The sequence below is a fragment of the Lachnospiraceae bacterium oral taxon 500 genome, from assembly GCA_002999035.1.
GTDB lineage: Bacteria > Bacillota > Clostridia > Lachnospirales > Vallitaleaceae > W11650.
The window spans coordinates 1,571,550-1,591,043 of the sequence record CP027241.1 but is presented as its reverse complement, the minus strand read 5'-3'; the positions used below and the strand labels follow the sequence as shown (position 1 = coordinate 1,591,043).

The 19,494-nt window shown below is 41.3% G+C and carries 26 protein-coding genes; all 26 read right to left on the bottom strand.

The window, feature by feature from the left end:
* Positions 1-155: 155 nt before the first annotated feature.
* Positions 156-458, bottom strand: coding sequence for a hypothetical protein (locus C3V36_07310; GenBank protein AVM69064.1), 303 nt, complete (start codon positions 456-458; stop codon positions 156-158).
* A 69-nt stretch (positions 459-527) separates the two neighbouring features.
* A complete protein-coding gene (locus tag C3V36_07305) occupies positions 528-1,502 on the bottom strand; it encodes a hypothetical protein (protein ID AVM69063.1) in 975 nt (324 codons plus the stop codon).
* Between the two features lie 317 nt (positions 1,503-1,819).
* Complete coding sequence (locus C3V36_07300) at positions 1,820-2,761, bottom strand: hypothetical protein (protein AVM69062.1); 942 nt, start codon at positions 2,759-2,761, stop codon at positions 1,820-1,822.
* A gap of 3 nt (positions 2,762-2,764) precedes the next feature.
* Entirely contained in the window at positions 2,765-3,292 is a 528-nt protein-coding gene (locus C3V36_07295; protein AVM69061.1) for a hypothetical protein, read from the bottom strand.
* Positions 3,282-4,439 carry a hypothetical protein gene (locus tag C3V36_07290; protein ID AVM69060.1) on the bottom strand — a complete coding sequence of 386 codons (1,158 nt, stop codon included), beginning with the start codon at positions 4,437-4,439 and terminating at the stop codon, positions 3,282-3,284. Before C3V36_07290 ends, C3V36_07295 begins: the two co-directional genes overlap by 11 nt.
* The gene (locus tag C3V36_07285; protein ID AVM69059.1) at positions 4,411-4,770 is read right to left on the bottom strand and encodes a hypothetical protein; all 360 of its coding nucleotides are present in this window, start codon (positions 4,768-4,770) and stop codon (positions 4,411-4,413) included. The genes C3V36_07290 and C3V36_07285 overlap by 29 nt, the downstream gene beginning before the upstream one ends.
* Positions 4,767-5,048, bottom strand: coding sequence for a hypothetical protein (locus C3V36_07280; protein ID AVM69058.1), 282 nt, complete (start codon positions 5,046-5,048; stop codon positions 4,767-4,769). Before C3V36_07280 ends, C3V36_07285 begins: the two co-directional genes overlap by 4 nt.
* Complete coding sequence (locus C3V36_07275) at positions 5,036-5,833, bottom strand: hypothetical protein (GenBank protein ID AVM69057.1); 798 nt, start codon at positions 5,831-5,833, stop codon at positions 5,036-5,038. The genes C3V36_07280 and C3V36_07275 overlap by 13 nt, the downstream gene beginning before the upstream one ends.
* Entirely contained in the window at positions 5,830-6,186 is a 357-nt protein-coding gene (locus tag C3V36_07270; GenBank protein ID AVM69056.1) for a hypothetical protein, read from the bottom strand. The genes C3V36_07275 and C3V36_07270 overlap by 4 nt, the downstream gene beginning before the upstream one ends.
* A complete protein-coding gene (locus C3V36_07265; protein AVM69055.1) occupies positions 6,183-6,674 on the bottom strand; it encodes a hypothetical protein in 492 nt (163 codons plus the stop codon). The genes C3V36_07270 and C3V36_07265 overlap by 4 nt, the downstream gene beginning before the upstream one ends.
* A 10-nt stretch (positions 6,675-6,684) precedes the next feature.
* Positions 6,685-9,309 (bottom strand): phage tail tape measure protein, encoded by a 2,625-nt coding sequence (locus C3V36_07260; GenBank protein AVM69054.1) that lies wholly within the window; start codon positions 9,307-9,309, stop codon positions 6,685-6,687.
* Positions 9,310-9,457: 148 nt separating this feature from the next.
* The gene (locus C3V36_07255; protein AVM69053.1) at positions 9,458-9,760 is read right to left on the bottom strand and encodes a hypothetical protein; all 303 of its coding nucleotides are present in this window, start codon (positions 9,758-9,760) and stop codon (positions 9,458-9,460) included.
* Between the two features lie 11 nt (positions 9,761-9,771).
* Positions 9,772-10,170 (bottom strand): hypothetical protein, encoded by a 399-nt coding sequence (locus C3V36_07250; protein AVM69052.1) that lies wholly within the window; start codon positions 10,168-10,170, stop codon positions 9,772-9,774.
* A gap of 13 nt (positions 10,171-10,183) precedes the next feature.
* On the bottom strand, positions 10,184-11,503 hold the full coding sequence (locus C3V36_07245; protein AVM69051.1) for a hypothetical protein: 1,320 nt from the start codon (positions 11,501-11,503) through the stop codon (positions 10,184-10,186).
* On the bottom strand, positions 11,500-11,985 hold the full coding sequence (locus C3V36_07240; GenBank protein ID AVM69050.1) for a hypothetical protein: 486 nt from the start codon (positions 11,983-11,985) through the stop codon (positions 11,500-11,502). The genes C3V36_07245 and C3V36_07240 overlap by 4 nt, the downstream gene beginning before the upstream one ends.
* Positions 11,982-12,188: a hypothetical protein gene (locus tag C3V36_07235; protein AVM69049.1), complete on the bottom strand. Its 207-nt coding sequence runs from the start codon at positions 12,186-12,188 to the stop codon at positions 11,982-11,984. Before C3V36_07235 ends, C3V36_07240 begins: the two co-directional genes overlap by 4 nt.
* 166 nt (positions 12,189-12,354) lie before the next feature.
* Entirely contained in the window at positions 12,355-12,870 is a 516-nt protein-coding gene (locus C3V36_07230) for a hypothetical protein (GenBank protein ID AVM69048.1), read from the bottom strand.
* Positions 12,867-13,127 (bottom strand): hypothetical protein, encoded by a 261-nt coding sequence (locus C3V36_07225; protein AVM69047.1) that lies wholly within the window; start codon positions 13,125-13,127, stop codon positions 12,867-12,869. The genes C3V36_07230 and C3V36_07225 overlap by 4 nt, the downstream gene beginning before the upstream one ends.
* A complete protein-coding gene (locus C3V36_07220) occupies positions 13,120-13,434 on the bottom strand; it encodes a hypothetical protein (GenBank protein AVM69046.1) in 315 nt (104 codons plus the stop codon). Before C3V36_07220 ends, C3V36_07225 begins: the two co-directional genes overlap by 8 nt.
* 209 nt (positions 13,435-13,643) lie before the next feature.
* Complete coding sequence (locus tag C3V36_07215) at positions 13,644-14,450, bottom strand: hypothetical protein (protein ID AVM69045.1); 807 nt, start codon at positions 14,448-14,450, stop codon at positions 13,644-13,646.
* 71 nt (positions 14,451-14,521) lie between these two features.
* Positions 14,522-15,553: a capsid protein gene (locus C3V36_07210; protein ID AVM69044.1), complete on the bottom strand. Its 1,032-nt coding sequence runs from the start codon at positions 15,551-15,553 to the stop codon at positions 14,522-14,524.
* 15 nt (positions 15,554-15,568) lie between these two features.
* Positions 15,569-15,880, bottom strand: a complete 312-nt coding sequence (locus tag C3V36_07205; GenBank protein AVM69043.1) for a hypothetical protein — start codon at positions 15,878-15,880, stop codon at positions 15,569-15,571.
* A gap of 15 nt (positions 15,881-15,895) precedes the next feature.
* Positions 15,896-16,468, bottom strand: a complete 573-nt coding sequence (locus tag C3V36_07200) for a hypothetical protein (GenBank protein ID AVM69042.1) — start codon at positions 16,466-16,468, stop codon at positions 15,896-15,898.
* Positions 16,469-16,541: 73 nt separating this feature from the next.
* Positions 16,542-16,730, bottom strand: coding sequence for a hypothetical protein (locus C3V36_07195; GenBank protein AVM69041.1), 189 nt, complete (start codon positions 16,728-16,730; stop codon positions 16,542-16,544).
* Entirely contained in the window at positions 16,727-18,259 is a 1,533-nt protein-coding gene (locus C3V36_07190; protein AVM69040.1) for a hypothetical protein, read from the bottom strand. Before C3V36_07190 ends, C3V36_07195 begins: the two co-directional genes overlap by 4 nt.
* Positions 18,174-19,493, bottom strand: a complete 1,320-nt coding sequence (locus tag C3V36_07185) for a phage portal protein (protein ID AVM69039.1) — start codon at positions 19,491-19,493, stop codon at positions 18,174-18,176. Before C3V36_07185 ends, C3V36_07190 begins: the two co-directional genes overlap by 86 nt.
* Between the last annotated feature and the right edge of the window lies 1 nt (position 19,494).

Below are 19,494 nucleotides of genomic sequence, written 5' to 3'. Positions count from 1 at the left end.
CTAAAACTAACTGCTTCAGAGCCGGATCCTTGATTTTGTCGATGGTTCTCCGCTTCGCGATAATTAATTTCACATAAATATCACGCCACACCATTTCTTCACCCCCTTCCCTCAATAGTATTTTTATGAGAAATAGAAGTAATCTATCTTTCATCTTACGCACCGCCTTCCTTCATTTCTGCCAATGCTTCCATCATGTCAAGCTGCTCTTTTTTGATTTCTTGGATTTCTTCTTTCAGTTTTTCCGCTTCCGTTTTTTCCCGCTGTTCATAACGAACCATGATTTCTCCTTGTTCGTTAATGTCATATTTCCCAACTTCACCGGGCCGGTCTTCTATCACTGGTGGGTTATCTATCACTTTCCATTTCACCGCCCCGCTCTCTATCAGTAAGCGGGATTCTATCATTTTCGGTTTCTCATTTTGTAATTCTTCAATGCATATTAACAGTTTTTTCATTCTCTTTTCCTTCCTCAGCATGACAAGAAGACACGTCTTCAACGTGTCTTCTCACATATTAAAAATGCTTTATGCTATCCTGTTATACTCGTTTTTTATCTTTTCCATATCTTCTTTAGCATATATCTGCGTTGTTGTTATACTTGCATGGCCAAGCAAGATTTGAATAGTTTCCAAACTCATTCCATGCTTCCGGCTATTTGTTGCGAAAGTATGCCGCAACAAGTGCGGATATAGCTTAATATTGGTTCTTTCGCCAATTTCTTTGATAATAGATTGGATTGCCGATGGCTTTAGCCGCCCATGCGGCTTTTTATTACTTCGTAACAGCGCTCCATCCGTAATTGCTTCTTTTTTCATATACTCTTCTATTAATAACTTGCATTTTTCACTGCAAAATACAGTTCTTTTCTTATTCCCTTTCCCAATTACCTCAATGCTGCGCTCTTTTTGATTTATATCCTTAACGTCTATCTCTGCAATTTCCGATAACCGACAACCAGTAGAAACATATAATTCAATAATCAGCTTTTCCCGCAAATCCTCGCAAGCATATTTGACCGCTTCCAGCTTCTCACCATCTAATCCTACCCTGTTTCTTTTTGGTTTAAAATTATTGATTTTTATTCTGGCAATGGGATTTTGGCTAAGATAGCCTTCTACGATGCACCACTTAAAAAAGCTTTGCAAAATATGCAGGTAATTATTAATTGTACCATCTGCGTTCTTTCTGGTATTGACCAAATAGCTGATGTATTCCCGGATGTCGTCTGTACTTATCCGGCGAATATCCTTATTTACTCTTTCGCTGAACTTCGTAATCTGCAATCGATAACCATCAATCGTTTTTTCTGACTTCTTTTCCGTCCGTAAAGAGAACAGAAATTTTTCCAGCAAAACCAACAACTGATATTCCTTTTGTTCTTTTTTGGGGATTATCTCATATTTTTCCATCACCTCTCTCGTTAGCTGCTTAAACTCCCCCCTGCTTAGATTGGTAAACTTCTTAATTGCCCTGTAAATCTCATCTGATAGCTTAATCATTGCCTCTTTATCTCCTTTTTGCAATGATTATAGCATGCCATCTTTCGCCTGCTTTAGAATAATAAAGCGGATAAAAATGCTAATACATTCATTTATCACGGATGGACAAAAAACTTTGATGAATGCCTGAAAACAGGCTGGTACACATTCGGATTAGAAACCGGTTTTGGCTATGGAGTTTTAACAGTACAAAACTCATCCAATCAGGAACATAATAATATTGACAACTGGATTTGGCAGGAACGCCGGAATACAAATGGCCAATATCAACGGCGGCACAAAATCAATAATGGTCCTTGGACGGAATGGGTAAATTTTTAAAAAATCAAGTAAAATCGTTGATCCGTCTTGCTATACATCAACGCATGCATACCAACAGACACTTGAACTGTTTGCCCATTTTGCCCATAAATTGGAATACCATCAATGTTTTGCATAACTTTTTCGGTTCTGCCAAAAATCACTTGTGTTTCAATCATTCCTGCATTTGTAATCCATGCTTGAGTTACACTGGGTAAATGAATGGCTGTAATCATATTTTTATCCGCTTTATTATTCAATTGCTGGGTAAGATTCTGGATGTCCGCCCGCAGCTGCTCAATCTGTGTTTCCAGACTGTCCGCTTTTTGCGATGTTGCAAAATAAGTGCAGTCTTGTCCATCCAGCTTATCGCTGTCGGCGGCCTTTTCTGTTATCCCCAGCTTATTTTCATTCAGCCGCTTCCCTTGCGCGGCTGACAGCGGTCTATCCTTGTCAGACGAATCCAGATCATTCACAGTTTCGTTCTTCTTTAAATACTTTGATAGCTCCTGATTCAAGTTTTGTTTGGTTACAATAACCACATTGGGGTCTACTGTCATAGCAATCGTTTCCGGGTTATCCACCTCAAGCTGAACCTTGATATAAAGATCCTTTAATCCGCCGAATGAATCAACCGGTTTTTCCGTTTGCGGATATTTCCCAACTAAAACCAAACTTCCTTGCTTATCAAAAATGCCAATTTCCCGAATCGTAAATCCGCCGATATGCGCCGGTATCAGGCATTCAATGGTAATTCTGTTTTCTTCGATCGTGGTTGCATTTGTGTTCGCGCGATACTTTTCATTAACCAACGCATACTGAGAAACCATTGGCTCATAATATCTCCCATTTCCATCGCCAACCGCAAACTGGTAAAATTCTAATTTTTGCCCGGTTGTTGCACTGACCAATTTCTCCTGCCCAATCTTAGTAATTATGGTATAAAATTCCTGCGCCACTTTTTACCCCTTTCTGGTTTCTAATTTTGTCTCTTCCCCGCTTAAACAGATACTTTTTGTCTTCCCCTTCGCTGGATATAGAGTATGCTGCGTTTTAAAGTCAACTCCTACTCCGGCAGCCGCCAAAGTTTTGATTTTTCTCTTTTCTTCTGCCGTTAAAAAACGGCCGGCCACAACGATTATCTTGGCGTCGCCTTCTATGATTTCAACAAAATCCGCTTGCAAATAAAAATCAAGCGCTGAATTAAGAGAATGGATATCCTCTCCTCTGTCCTTGGAAGCAATTTGAAACCGAATGACTTGCTTAAACTCCTCGTCGCTTTTTCCATTTCGATCCGTTCCTTCTTCTTCCCCCAAAAGATCTAAAGTCTGACCGCTTACTTTTTCAAGGGAAGGCAAACTTGATAAACTGCGCAGCATTGAGGCGGCAAAATAAAACTGCTCGCTAATCACCCTTAATAGTTTTTCCATATTACCGCTTACTTTTCTGTAATTTTGAGGAAGTCGCTGCCATATTTCTTTAAAGGTCATCGCTCACCTTCACTTTCCCCTTGTCCGTGATAACGGTCTCGCCCTCGGCTAATACAATATTTTTTGCTTCCAAACTTTGCTCTGTTTTGCCGATTTTGACCGCCGCGTCCTTAATTTCCTTATTTCCCATAACAAGGGATACTAACCGGCTAACTACAATATCTTCCCCTGCATAAAGCCCCAACAAATAATTTAAAACATCCGTTTGTACTTTTTCTTTTAGCTGCTCTTTATTTTCTACGCCCAAATAAAAAGACAGTCTAATCACCGCATAAACCATGATTGCTGTCGTTCTTTGAAACCGCACTACCCGGCTTTTTCCTTTGTTATCCTGTATCGTTACCGCCACAGCGCCCGCCGTGCTAATACCGGCCGCTTTCGACTCCAAAATCGCTCTGGCAATTTCCTCATCGCTTCCGCCCTGCACGATCACCCGGATTCCATGCGCTGGTATACCGTAATTCGCCGTTTCCGTGTCGTTTTCTTCAATGATTACACTCTTTACGGAAGGATTTTCTAAAATCCGCTTTTCAATGCCAGCAATCGTTGATTTTCCTTTGTTTTTTAAACCCGCCTTATATCGGCGTCTTAATTCTTCATCCGTTTCTTCTTCTCTTGCACCCACGAATGCTTCTTCATTTGTTACTGAAGTAATCCCCGTCTCTGGATAACTGACTATCGTTATTTCTCCAACCTCTGCATTTTGCTCTGAGCCACATAGCAGGCTTTCTGCCGGAAGAACAACCGTTCCGTTTTCCGAAATAACACCCGGCCTTGTTACCTGATATTCCTTTCCGCTTTCTGTTCGTACTTGAAATCCACGATAAACTTCTTTCCCTGTATTCCCACGAATGATCAGCTTACCTTTAGACTTTGCTTTTGGGAATCTTTTTATCCCACCTCTTTCCGCAATATAGTCCAGTTGAATTCCTTCAGCATATCGAAGAAAGGATTGAAAATAAATAGATTCCCCTAATTGCCAGATTTTGGCAATGCTCCACGCAAAAATCCGCAGCAATATCCCCAGTGCGCTTTTTTCCGATAAATTGATTTCTTCTCCCCATTTTTCTTTTGCGGAAAGGAACATTTCTTTTTCAATATCCGCATATCGTTTTCTCTCAAAGCCAAACTTCGTAATGCCCGCCATACAAATCACCTTTCCCTTTTAAAACCAGATTAAAACTTAGTTTTAACGCTCTTTTAGCCCTGTCCCATTCGATTATTAAATCCAAAACCTCCTGCACTCTTTCTTCCTGCAATACCGCTTCTATAACAGAAAGCCGCAGCAGTTCCTGGTCGACTTCTTTCTTTTCTAATTCCGAATAATCAAGGCCTATCTCTTCATTTAAAAACCATTCGCCCTTTCTCGTTGTCAATATCCTTTCTAAGGACTGCAAAATCTCATCCTCTCCTGATATTATTTTAAAATCCCCATTTTCCAGCACAAGGTCATTCCCCTTTACCTGTAAATCTTTCATAAATTAAATACCTTCCCTAAGACTACTGCATCTGATAAATCAAATCTTCGCGTTATGCCACCCTCCGCATACTCTTGCAAAACACCTAAAAGCACAATGTCTCCAACTTCATAAACCGCACTTCCCAATAGCATCGGCTTTTCCACTTGTGTTTTGTTCCCGAAAAGCGGTAAGATAATCAGCGGATTTACTGCCACCACTTTGCCTAAGAAAAGGGTATGAATTGCTCCTAATTTTTCTTCTATTTTTTTATTGACAAATTTTGCTAAGCCTGCCATGGCAGCACCTCCATTTCTGTTATATATTCCCTGCTGTTATGGCTTCCCTTTACTACTCTAAAACTACCTTCTGCCATTTGGGACTGAATTACAACAATTCTGTCCGTTGTGATCTGGTGATTCAAAAGGCATTGAATTTTATACCCTTCTTTCCTTGTCTCCCCTTCGGAAACTTCGCACCTTTCCGGGCTTCCCAAAAGACCAGTTGCTCCCGATAAATAAAAGTCCTTGTTGTCCCCTTTTTCCGTTGGCCGAACAAAAACTCTTTCTTGATTGATATAAATTTTTGTTTCCGTTTCCTTAGCAATTTTTTGAATAATATTTTTTAACTTGCCGCTAAGCGTTCTGGCCTTTCTGTGCTTGACGTTATGCTTTAATGTAATATCAGCAACAGTAAGGTTATAATTCTTTAGTAAATCCTGTAAAATCTGCTGTGAAGTTATCCCGGCCGCATAAGTCTTATTAATCTCCATCTCCGCCCACGCTGCCGCGCCGCTTCCAACCTTTAACGTTGTTTTTCTATCAACATTCTCATTTTTTGTGCTGTAATTTAAGACCTCTCCCAAACACAAAAGGCCCATATCTTCCCCATACCCGGCAAAAAGTTCCACGGGCATTCCTTTTTTTATTTCCGCAATGGTTTGCGGAGATAGATTATACAGGGATATTTCTGATATATCCGGCTCCATTTCTGTAGAAAAAGGAACAAAAAAATCAAAGTCCAGCGTTTCGCTTTCATATTCCAAGCGTCCCAGCCGTATTTGCGCTCTGCGGTTAAAAATCATTCTATCACCACCAGTTCTACTCCATTTCCCATGCTTTCCCAATTGGCCGCCTTTCTCTCTTCAAAAAACGCCGCCGGCACAATTACCGGCAAACTCCGGTCTAATTCGGTTTCTATCTCAAACAGCCTTTGATTTAACACGATCTTTTCCCCTAACTTAACCGGCTTTTTTTCCATATTTTCCAGTCGATATAAGTCGGCAGTAAAAAAATCATACGCTTCGTTATAAAAAAAGACCAAAAGAAAACTCTGTCCCTGATAATCGAACTCCGCCTCGCATGGGATTTTTCCCTTGGGAAAAGGAAGATATGATATTTCTTCCCTTTGTTTTTCTTCCAGTTCTATTTCCTTCATTCTTCTTGCCTTGCTCCTTTTTGCATGATGCTTTCTTTCTTCTTTTTTGTTACCGGCTTTTGCATGACCGTAATCTTCCCTTGCTTAGTAACTTCCTTTACTTGCGCGTTAATGGCTTGGTTTCTTATGATTTCCTTTTTTACGGCCTGTTGCACGATTTTACAGGACATATGAAAGGAAAAACCATTCCGGGTTTCCTTATTATGTCCGGTTTCAAGTGTTTCGATGAGCACATTATAAAAGACATTTCGCCCATAATACTGAAGTGTCTCTTTCCCTTTGCTGTACTCTCTTAACTTCATCAAACGAGAAAACGCCTCTTCCCCTACCAAAACTCCCGATACGTTAAACTTAATGGGCTTTTGCCTGACATGATCGGAAATATAGCCCAAATCTTCTACCGGCCTTTCTGTAATTTCATTTTCATAACTAACCGTTTCTTCTGTCGTTGCCGTAAAAATGACCTCGCCTATTTTTGAAGCATTCATTCTCCTCCCCCTAACCCGCTAAGTCCTCATCATCAATGAATTCTTCCCAGAGCTTGCGCAGTTCTTCTTTTGCCATTTGCGCCATCTCCCGCCCTTCACCGGCTCCGTATATGTTTACTACCGGTGCAAACTTTATGCTGCGGTTATTTCTATTGGTTGTATAGGTGCCGCCACTTTCCAGTGCATCATTCGAGTATCGACTTTTTTCCAACAGCATTTTTTCAAAAGATACCATGTTGCTCCCAAGTATTTGCTCTGTATTTCGGTTAGGAAATACATTCGCGCCTCTTGGCAGGGTAACTAACTCCGGGCCTTCCTCACCTACAATCGCCATACCGCCGCTAAAATTAGTAACGCCCTGCGCAAAAGTAGGAATTAAAGGAATATTCACTCCTTTTCCGCCCGCTCCCGGTATCCAGTCTGGAAGTTTTATTTTATTTAACCCGGACAGAAAAGCATTGATTCCACCGATGATAAAATTAATGCTACCCCTAAGTGCGCCGGAGATCATCTCCCAAGTACCGATAAATATACTCTTAACGCCCTCCCATGCTTTACTCCAATCGCCGGTAAAGACCCCCACTAAAAAGTCTGTAAATCCGGACAAGAGCTTAATTGCACCACCAATAACATCCGTAAAATCAAGTGCCAACTTCCCTAGCATTTGTAAAACCCCACCAAAAAAACCTTCTACAACCGGCAGTACCACACCTAAAATAACTTGAACATTGGAAAACAAATTTTGAATATGCGGCCCAAACTCAGAGAATTTTGCTTTGATTGCTTCAATAAACTCCATTCCCTTTGCCTTTACCGTTTCCCAGTTCTTATACAGTAAATAGCCGGCTGCGGCCACTCCTGCAATAATTCCAATCAACGGCCCTAACCCAATGCCCAATGCTGCTGCCGCCCCGCCAAGCCCGCCGGACCCGGCCGCGCCTGCAATTTTACCAAAAAGAGGAGCCAGAAAAGAACCGACTTTAAATACTACTGACAGTCCTTTTACAACTGGGCCAATCGCCGCCGCTAAGGCAATCATTTTCCCAATATTTTTTTTGGTTTGACTGTCCAATTTAGAAAAGGCGGTCATTCCTTCTTTCAGTTTTTTTGTCACTGAATCCAAGGCGTTTTTTAAGTCCTTGCCAAAAGTGTCGAAAAATTGCAGTCCAAGTTCAACCGCTCGATTTTTTAACTCCTTAAGCTGACCCTGCACGGTATCTCCCATGATATCAGCCATTTCCTGCGCCGCGCCGCCGGAGTCTCGGATAGCGCTCCCCACTTTATTAAAATCCGCTTCCGAACTGTTAATAATGGCAAGCATTCCCGACATGGCTTCCCGGCCAAAAACAGAAGAGGCATACTGAGCTTTTTGCGCTTCGCTTAAATTGGAAAAGCCTTTCCTTAAGTCTACCATTAACGCCGACAACGGTTTCATATTTCCTGCGTCATCTACTAAGGATATTCCGAGTTCCTCCATTGCCTTTACCGTTTCCTCGGACGGATCAGCTAACTGAGCCAGAGCGGCTCTAAGCGCTGTACCCGCTTGGCTCGCCTTAATTCCCTGATTTGCCATCAGGCCAACTGCCGTAGCGGTATCTTCCACCGAATAGCCAAGCGCCCCCGCAACCGGCGCCACATACTTAAACGTGTCGCCTAATAAGGCCACATTGGTATTCGATACGCTGGAGGCTTTGGCTAAAACATCTGCAAACCGGCCGCTTTCTTCTGCTGCCATTTTAAAGGCCGTCATCGCGTCCGTCACAATATCCGATACGCTCCCCAAGTCTTCCCCGGAGGCCGTAGCCAGATTTAAAATACTGGGAAGCCCGGCAATCGACTGCTGCGCATCCCAGCCAGCCATGGCCATATACTTTAGGGCGGACGCTTTTTCATTTGCAGAAAAAAGAGGATTCGCACTAACGTCCCGCGCTGCGGCATTTAATTTTCCAAAATCCTCTATACTTGCGCCGGAAATCGCCCGTACTTCCGCCATGGACTGCTCATACTGCATCCCCAAAAATCCGGCTCCCGTAGCTGCCGCAAGAATTGGCTTGGTTACTTTATTCGTTAGGGTACTCCCGATTTTATCCGTAACCTCGCCCGCCTTTTTAAAAGCCTGTCCGATTTTTTCACCAGTCTGCGCCGCTGTCTTTCCCAGTGCGTCCATCTTAGACTTTACTGTATCCGCCGCCTTGGTTCCGATTGCTTTGATGTCGTTTAGCGCTCCCGTTAAAAGCCGACTTTTGGAAGCGGCTTTTGACAAGCTTTCCCCTGCCTTTGTGCGAAAAGATTCCAGCGCTCCTTTGGCCTTTCCCGTCGCTTTTTCAAAAGCAGTTCCAATGTTGCTTTTAACTGACTGCCCTAATTTGGTAATCTTACTGCTGCTAACAAAATTAGCAATGTCTTTTTTTAGACTAATGACTTCTTTTTTTGCTTCTTCTGTACTTTGACCGGCCTTTTTTGCTTCTTTGGAAACAGTCTCAAACGCCTTTCCCATGTCTTTAGAGGCATTATCCGTCGTCTTTCCCAGATTTTGCATATTGCTTTTAAACTGATCCACCGCTTTATCAGCTTTGGCAAGTTCTTCAAAACTCCCGGTAAACTCAATATGAAAACTGACTTCCCGAACGTCCATAATGCCTCCTTCCTACTTTGCTTTCTTCTTCAGCAAATCTTCATAAATTAAAAGAGCCGCATGTGCTTCCATAATCTCAGCAAAGCTCATGCGGGAAACCTCTTCATAACTAAACTTTTCGCTAAATATCAACTTCCAAAACAGCCAATTACTCTTCGCTTTCGCCTTCCATCTTTCTTTTCCGGTTCCTTGTAAGAAACGAATACACCTCTGTCATGAGTTCTTCCAGTTCTTCGACATCACTAAAATCATCCCAGGAAACTTTTGGCGAAAGAATAATTTTGTCAAAAATTTCATCATAAAAAATGGATGGTCTCATATTTCCATCTTTGTCTTTTGCTCTCTCTTGCATTTGATAAACTGCTTTTAGCGGAATATTCTGCAAAGTATATTCCTTTCCGGCAACACAAATCTTTTTTTGTTCAAAACCGAACGCTTCATCAATTTTCATACGAAAACCTCCTATTTTTCTTCAAAGTTCATAACTGCTGCAAAAATTTCATATTCTCTTTCGCCGACTTCCCGGCCAACTTCCACGTTCGCCGGTTTTAATACCCGGCAGTTCGTACCAGTTACTTGCACTGCATGATCATTCATGCTTACAATTGCAACATCAACCTGCGAATTTTTTGTAGTCGCTAACCGGTTTAAATATATATTATGTGGGGAAGTTTCTGCCAAGGTTACCGTAAACTTTCCTGTCCGATCGGCATTCTCTGCATAAGCAACTTCACCCTTTGTTCCGACATGTGGCAGCACACTGTCTTCATTTCTTTCTGCTGATACCATACTGCCCTCGGCATAACCCGTTAGTACTACGCCGCCGACTACAACATTTACTTTTTCTACATCGTAAGTCATCGTTTTCTCCTTCCTAATACTCTAACGTGCCGTTAATGATGCCAGTATGAATTGCTCCAGCCAACTTGGCTGTCCATGTTACATGATGATACCGGCGGTTGGCAATGTCATTTCCGTCTACTTTTTCTTTCGGCAGATAGTTTACTTCAAAGACTCCCTTGCCGTTTTCATCTTTTTCAATAATTCCTTGATCTTCCGCCGCTCGGTTTAATACGCTTTTGCAAACCGCCACCATTTTTGCAATCCCGTCATTGCCGAAGTTGATTTTTTCCGTCTGCGCAGCCAAACTTGCCATTGCCGCATCCATTGTAACCTTAATCCAAAAAGAACCCAAAACGATATCAATATACTCTCCACTTGTCGTCTTTCCTTCGCTGGTCTGTAAAATACCCATTTTTTCTAAATAGGTAAAGCCGTTATTTTTATGGAGTTCCTCTAACTCTGTCTCTGAAATCTGTGCTTCGCTTACACCTGCAATCGTCTTAAACTTAGCGGTCACTCCGCCGATTTTAGCAGTGGCAAGGTAAGCCGCCAGCCCTTCAGCAACATAAGCATTATTTTTATCATGATACATAACAACCGTTTGCTCCGACGCAAGCAATTTTGGTGTTAAAAGACTTTGGCTGGTTACAAAATACATTTTTTCCTGCGTATCAATCCATGCACTGAGCTGCCGAATATCCTCGTTCGCATTCTCCGTTGACACTAAAAAGAAAAAATCTTTATGCTTTTGCGCTGTCTCAGTTAATAAGGCAATCATTCCTTTGTCTTTTTCACCGGAGATAGTTTTAACAATATTCGCTTTTCCGCTGCCAGTAACTTCGACAAAAGGCATCTCTCCTATAGCTGCAATTTTTTGCGTAAAAACAACGGTGTCTGCTGTAGTAGAAAGAGAAAAGCTGGTCTCATTTTTTTCTATCAGTTCTTTTAATACCTGCGCCTCAACCTGCTTTGTGCCGCTATTAAACTCGTTTTTCTCCGCCACTGCACCGGAAGCACGGCAAGTATATTTTACTCCGTTTACGCTGATAATATCGCCGTCTGTAAACTCGGTCGCAATGGTCAAAGTGTATTTCCCTTTTGTCCCAGCAACAAACTCTTTTTGGGTGCTCCCTGCAATCGCTAACTTCTCCGGCCTTGGCTTTTGCGCAAAAATACGGCCAGCAATCTGATAAGCCTTACTTCCTACCGGAACGACTTCTCCAACCTCCGCCATACTTCCACAAATGGTATAAGGCACTTCGTGCTCCATGTCCAGAAGCAAAATTAAGCCAAACCCTTGTCGGCTGACCGCTTTAGTCACTTTTCGAATGTTTGTGGTAAAATCTTTCATGCTTTCCTCCTAATAGTAAAATGCTCCATTGGCTGCGCGGGTTTCTCCCTTATTTGCGTACTGCGAATAAAAAAGTCAAAGCCATAGCGCACTTCATATTCTTCCGTTTCTAAAACACTACGGTTTTGAATTTCCGTTGCCCGAAGCGGTATAATCTCTTTTTCTGATAACTCCTGATAACCGATAAAAAGCAGATATTTTTTTGCTTTTTCCGCTAATTCTCTGGTTTCTGCTTCTGTTTTTCCATAGGCGGAAAAGGAAAGACAGTGCTGAACCTGAACTTTTTTTCTTATTACCTCTCTTCCTTCTGGAAAATATTCTATCTCGCCCATTCCTTCCCTTTCGTTTCCGCTTGTAATAAACTTATACGCCAAATACGGATACTCCGGCCTTTCCGCTGCCTGCTCCTTTGCAATAACCGGACGCTCTAAAAATTTATGCAACAAAAAGACAAGAGTATCTCTGATTTTTGTTGTATTCACTCATCCAGTCCCCCTTGTCTTTTTAAAAAGTAAAGGAACAGTCCACCCGCAAAATCGCTGTAATCCTTTCTTTCCGCGACCTTGTAAAGAAGTCCTTTGTGCTTTATTTCTGTCCCCAGCGGCAGGTTTTCATAGCAGTATAACTTCCGGTCTTCGGTCTTATAGGTTCCATTTTCTGCATATTTTATATCCTGCTGTGTCAATGCGGTGACCGCACCAGTAAACTCTTTTTCTATTTTTTCGCCGCTTTTATATTCTCCGCCTTTGGTATAGTCATATTCCCCTTTTCCGGCAAGATAAGCAGTCAGCTTTCCCTTACTGTATGCGGAAATTAAGTCTTCAAAGTGAAATATCGCTATCGCCTCCTTCTTACGTTACCCGGTAAGTAATTGCATCCTTTAAATGTCCCGTATCAATAAGCGGATTGCTTGACTTTTTTTGGCGAATGGTCAGCGGCGAATTAGCTGGCGTTCTTAAATTAACCAAATATTCCTTTATCTTTCCGGCTGTATATTCCCCTAAAAACGAAAGATAGGTTTCCGCATCCATTGTGCCATCGACCAGTTTTTCCAAAAGCCTTTCCGCTGTGGTTTCAATATTTTTTTGATTGTGATCAAAACCACCTCGGATAAACGAACGCTCTGGAATCACTATTTTTTTAGTTGATTTTTTTAGATGCACTCCAAAGGCTGCCGCAAAAAACTTTCGCATTTTATCTGTTACGACTATCTCGCAGCCAAACTCATTGACATTGGCAATCATCAGCATTTTTTCGCCGCTTTCAGCTAAAATGCCAATCTCCAGCTTTCTGGCTTTTAAGGCTTTTAATTCTTTTAGCAGTTCCGGTACTCTTGATTTGTCCGTTATCTTGATTTTCGTTTTCATCTTGGCACCCGAAGCCTGCGGACAGCATTAAGCAGTTCCCTTTCTTCGCCCGACAGTTCATTCTCCGCATAGGTCTTACTTAAATCCGCTAGGCTTTCCGCTTTGACATTCGGATTTTCCCGATAGGATTTTACTTTCCTATCAAGGAAAAGCCGGATGACATAAGGCATGCTTTCTTCCGTAAATGCCCGATTGCAGTACCGGCTGGCAAAGTCTAACCAATACCTCTTCAGCTCATCCTCGGTTAGTTTACTCATGAGCAGCTGCCTCTTCTAATAAAGCAATCACTTCATCTCTTTTTGCTCCTGCCGAAACATTTAAGCCTTTTTCTTTGGCTAACTCAAGCAGTTCTTCTTTTTTCATTTCTTTATAATTTGTTACTTCCTCCAGGTTTGCTCCCTCTGTCGCAGGTTCTTTTTCCGTTCCTGATTCTGCTTCCGCTTCTAAAGCCTCCACAACTTCTGCCAGTCCAGAAAAATCTTCCGGTCGAATCGTAAGTTCCATGCCTTCGCTGTAGATCGTTCCATCATACTGTACGCTTCCTCTGATTACTTTTGCTTTCATTGCCGCTCCTTTCTTAAATCATTTTTTCCCAATCAAAAAAGGGCTTACTGATTTTATTCAGTAAATCCCTTTTTTGATTAACTCGCTATTTTTGTGATGATTTTGTCTTTTAGATGATTTTCATCTCCAAGGCTGTTTTTGCCAGATTAGCAGAAGAAAGCAGATTTGACAATTTCATTCCCTGCTGAAAACCTACTAAAAAGATTAGCTCAATGCTCCATAAATTTTTTATCCAATAGTTCCATCTTGAAATATTTCCCAAGCAGACCATTTTCTTTCATTACCTCATAGTTCGGATCGCTTTTATCCACCTCTGACGCTTCTTCTGCTTTCAGCTCAATATCTCCAACATTATCTATCAAAAAGTAAAATCCTTTTAGCTCTGACCTTTTAAGTAAATAATGTTCTGATAGCTGAGAAATCATCGCTTTTGCCTTTTCTACCTTAATATCTCCGTCCGGCTCTGCAAGATTTACTTGGATTTTCCTGTTTTCTTTATCAACCGTTACTTCCTTAATTCTTTCATCTGAATAGGCTTTTTCCAGTATTTTTTTGTAATCCTCCGCCTCTCTTACTTCAATCACAAAATTATTTTTGACAAAGTCCTTATTTAGTTTTTTTCTATTCAGCGAAACGTTTCCTACGCCCTCGAAAAATAACTCGACTTTATCTAAATCTTCTCGCTTGGCTAAGAATTCATTTGCCAGCTTATTTGCGATTTCTTTGGCTCGCACTTCATCTGCAAGCTCTGCTTTTTCGTTCGGCTCATCACCTGTTGTCGCCAAATGCAGAGTAAGCGTTTTGTTATCTACATCCGTCTTGACATCTTTGATTTCATTTTTGGAAATAAAGTTTGCTGTCAGAATGGCTTCGTACTCTTGCGGAGTTTTCATATCCAGTTTTCCTGTTAATTTCTGATATAATGTATTAATTACAATCACAGCAAAAATGCCCCCACACACAATCGCAACCATTTTCTCTTTTCTTTTTTTCCTTTCCGTATTTACTTGCTTCATAAAAACCTCCCTGTAAAAAACTATTATATATACTTTACTACTATAACAGTTTTTTACAGAATTTTAAAGCCTTATTTCACCTTTGCAATCAAGATGTTTTCCGCTTCCGGGAAACTCGGCAGCACCGTTGCCACTGCCTTTGTCCATCTCGCCACCGGGTCAGCCGTCCGATAGATCATTGCCAGCACATTTCCGACTTGCTCGGTATCAACGCCCGTTCCGGCAAGCTCAATTTCTTCCGCCGTTAAGCCGTACACCGTTTCGCCAAGGAAGCCGTCCGGCATCAGCACTACTTTATTGGCGTCAAAAAATCGTAATGTCTGATAAGTTCCATTCGCCTGCTCTTTGCGGTACTTCGCATCATAGGAAGCAAACTTTGGAAGCCCTTGCTGCTCTAAAAATGCATTTAATTCTGCCTTGGTTACCAGCTTATTGGTATTCCCGAAAATATTCTTCCGCACCTTATCATGCCGAAGCAGCAAGGAAAGTACCGAACTACTCGTTAAGGCACGGGTCGGAATCACACCGGTTCTGGCGATTACACTGTCTGTCCAGTCGTAAATATCTTTTAGCGGATCAGAGTCGGCATGTGTCCAGGCGGAGTTTCCGGCATTGGTTTTCAGCGCATCGCTTGGTACACCATAGTCAAGTGTTACATTCACGCCATTTTCATTCACTGCCAATTTTCCGGTAGTCAACACTTCCATCCGCATTGCTTCTGCTCTGGTTAAGACTGCCAGCACCATGGTATCGACATCATTAAAAACCTGTTCCTTGGCTTTTTCAAACTCCTTATTGGTTCGAGGCGTTTGCAGCTTAATTAAAAGCTCCTCATCCATTCGGATTTTTCTTTTGACCAGCGCAAGCCGTTCTTTGACCGCCTCGAGGGCATCTCTGGAAGCAATTTCACTTTCTGAATTAAAGGCATGCACCGAAGCTGAAACCGGCAAGTGGCTACCGCCTTTGATATATTCAAGGTCAATTTCTTCAATTTTTTTCTCCGGAAAGAGAGTTAATCCCAAAAACTCCGGGAACTTCCTTTCTTTTAAATAATCCAATAGTACTGCGGCTGAAAACACTTCTTCAAACTTAAATAATCCCATATTCTTCTCCTCTCCTTACATGAACTTAATTTCTTTTAATGCGGTTTTCGCAGTTTCTTGCGGCACTTCCGGCAAGCGGCCTGCTAAGACAATGCCGGAAATTAAAAATGCTCCAAATCCATCTCCAGCAGTTACATCTACATCTTCCAGTAAAATTCCCTTTGCCTGTGCATCATTGCTTGGCAAGATGGTACCTGCCTTAACAATCTTTCGCCCCTCAAAGGCTACTCCTTTGCTTTGCGGTACAGCCCCCGATGCGGAAATAAACTTTTCACTTTTTAAAAAATTAACAGTTTCCCGTAAAATTGTTGTTTGTTCTACTTTCATAATCATTCCCCTTTCTTATGCCCACGGATTGTTTGCGGGTCTAGCTACTTCATTTCTCTTTTCCGCATATCCCTTGCCGGCACTTGCTTTTTCAGAACCGGTATCCCCGGTTTTCATGGTTATGCCTTGAATTCTCTTATTGACTTCCTCTTGCACAGCTTCACGGAATGCTTTCCCAAACTCCTTAATATTAGCGGTCATTTCTTCTTTGGTTTCGGAAAGATTTGTAAAATATCCGGCAAAGGCCGATGGAATATGATTCTTAAGCAGCTCATCCTTAACATCTGCTGCTCTTTCTTTTTGCAGCAATACTTTTTCTCTTTCTTCCAGCTCAGCTGCTTTCTTCTTTTGCTCCTCGGCGGCTCTTTCTTCTTTGGAAAGTTTGGAAAGCCGCTCATTTTCTACCTTTTCATTTTCCCAAGCTGCTTTCATTTCCTCAACTTCTTTTTCCGTAAAAGTTTTGGCGGTGTTTTTTTCTTCCTGAGCCAGCTGCTTGTTTTCTGCACCGGTTGCTTTTGTTTCATTGGTGTCTTTGGTTTCCTTCGTTTCCTCGGTCGTTACCTCTGTGTTTTGATTTTCCTGATCCATTACTTTCTTCCTTTCCTGGTCATTTTTATGCAATATAAAAGAAGCCTACTCTTGTAAGCTCCTTATTGTTATTTTATTCGATTCCGTATTTTTTCTGCAATTCCTTTAACTTCTTTAACCAAACCTGATGCAGTGCTTTAACCTCCACCTCAAGTGGATGATCTAAACCCGGTACAGGATGCTCTCTCATTTTTTCACTAATTTTCCTGTTTTCCTCCGCATACCATTTTATTAGCTCATCCGACTCTTCTTTATATGTCATTCCTTCACCTCCTCAAAAGTAATACCTATACTTTCCTTTAATTCGTTCATAATATGATATTGCCTATAATCGGATAATTTTTCTGGTATTTCTTTATTTCTCGCTTTATCTCCATAGGCAAACGTAGCTTCCTGATAAGCTTCAAGAACTTCTGAACCTGATAATTGATCTTTATAGCTCATTTTAAACCGTCCAAGGTCGCAAGTCAATTGCATTTCTTTTAATTGATACTGATATAGTCCTTGAATGTCCTGTTCACTAAAGCAATCTCCAACCCCACTCCCCGGTGGATGGTTGTGAATTACAATTGCATTTTTTAAGTTATCCACTCCGATTGTAGTGATATTGACATTTGCCGAAATACCGTCGATATAATAGGCTTTGTTATTCTCCGCTATAACAATAGCCTTTTCAATATCCCAGTCCTTACTTTCTTTGGCAAAATCCGAAAACAGCTTATCAATCTGCTCTCTATCGTTATAGTCAATATCCTCTATCTTGGTGATAATGCCGTCTTGACCGGAATTGTCGGCTTCGTACTTTCCCGAACTAAGTCCTTTTCTTTCCTCCTCCAAATCTATCGCCTGAAAGCACCGACAATTGATATCATGTTCGGCATATCCGGTCAGGTGCGGAGCTTTTGCTTTTCTCCCCTCCGGCAAAGTAAAGTCTTCTTTATACCCGACCGTCTGTCCTTCCATCTTGATATGGCTCACTTTGTCGATTGCTTTCATCCCTCGAACTCTCTCATCCTTGACTGTTCGCCAAGTCTTTACCATAGCAAGTCCCGCTTTATCAAACTTATCTAGGGTTTTTTGCTGTGTGTTTGCATATACCCTTGCTCCCTCGGTTCGGATAATTGTCATCGGCTTTCCCACATCAGTGCCCAGCTCATTTTTTAAGCTATCGCTTAATTCCTTATACGTCTTGCCTTTTGCCAGTCCATCCGACAAAGTCTTATTCACCGAGTGAATGATATCATTCCGATGCTTTCCCAACCTCTCTGCCCAGTGAAAGCCTTTCATTTTTTCGTTCACAATTTCATTAATATTTAATGGCTTTTGAATGGCATTTAAAGTCTTACCGTCATCGCCTAAAAGCTTAATCTGAAATGGAACGGCTTTTTTATTGCTGTTTGCCGCCTGAAAAACAATATGAAAGGTATTCTTCTCCGCTTTCATTCCCACTTGCATAAGAAAATCCTCGGTTTGCTGCTTATTATTCTCATACAGCTTAGAAAGCAGCTTATCCATAGCTGACAGCATTTTCCGCTTGGCACTGTGCGGAAAGGACTTGTCGCTTAGCTTTCCGTCCTTTTCGTAGCGGTCAAATTGTTTTCGCAACAGATTTCTTGCTTCTTCTAATGCTTTTCTATATCTGACAATCAGCTCCTTTTGCTGCCCTTGTACTGCTTTTTCAAACTCCATCGCTAAGCGTTTAAACTCATTCGGTAGATTCATAAGAAACTCCATCCAGATCAACATACGCTGCTTTTTCTTCTTCGATTTTTTCCAGCTCCGTCTGCACATTGTCAATGATTTTTAAGTGTGAAAGGGCTGTCTGCTTGGAAACAATGTTTTGTAGCATTGTAACAATTTCTACATTTTCTTTGTCATTGACCGGGAGATTTCGTTGAAACTTAATATCAATATCCCGCCAGTCATAGTTGTTTCCCAGAAAGTTTAGATACCGGCAAATGATTTCCAGCCGCCTTTGCAAGCTTTTTTTAAATTTTCTTTCTTTCTTAACCGCAAGCTGTTCCAGTCCTAAGAGTTTATACAGCATAGCAATTCCCGATGAATTCCCTGCAAAATTTTCATCGGATAAATTCGGAACCATGGAAAACTTATGAATATCATTGTCCAATCGCTCCGAAATATACTTCGTTTCCTCAAAATTACTTTGTTTTTGCAAAAATCCGGCTTCTCCTTTTTCTTTTAGAAGTAAAACCCTTAACTTTCGCATTTTCTCAATGTCTGATTCGTCGGTTTCGTCCATCCCGATGAGATACATATAACAATTGGCAAAGTACTCTAAATTATTCATACTATCTGATCCGGCTTTGTCATACGCATCAATCAAAGTGATGACTTTCTCAAAATCTCCTTGTTTTTCTTCGTTATTCCAAAATTCAATTACCGGAACCATTCCAAAGAAATGTTGTACGGTATCTTCCAGTAATAGAGAACTGCCATTTTTAGTATAATATCGTATTTCTGATGCTGTGTAGACTTCTATCTTTCGGATTTTCTTTTCGCCTGTTTCATAATCATACCAACGAATCGCAAAACGGATTTCCGGTGATAAGGCATAGTCATACACACATAGCATCTGTTCTGCTTGTACTTTTGCAACTCTAAGCCTTGGGCGCTTGTTTTTATCAAAGTCTTTGGCATCTAAATACACGATTTCAAAGCAGCGCCCTTTAATCGATGTCTGTTTGGCAACTTCCAGATTATGCTCTTGCTCATCCGTATAATCCAGCAAATCCTGTATTTCTTTCATAAAGTCATTGTTTGTTGCGGAATAAGTTACCGGCTTTCCAATAAAATAACCCGTTGCCATATCCGTAATATAGCCAGAATAGGCATTTGCCAATTTATTATTAATTTTTCCATCTGAGATGGAGGCTCTGCTTAAAATCGCAGTGTCATTTTCATAATACTGTTGCAGCTTTAAAAAGCGCTTGCCGTAGTCTCTTTCATAGCGGTTAATCATCTTTATAATCAATTTTTCACTGATTTCTTCTTCGGTGCGATACATA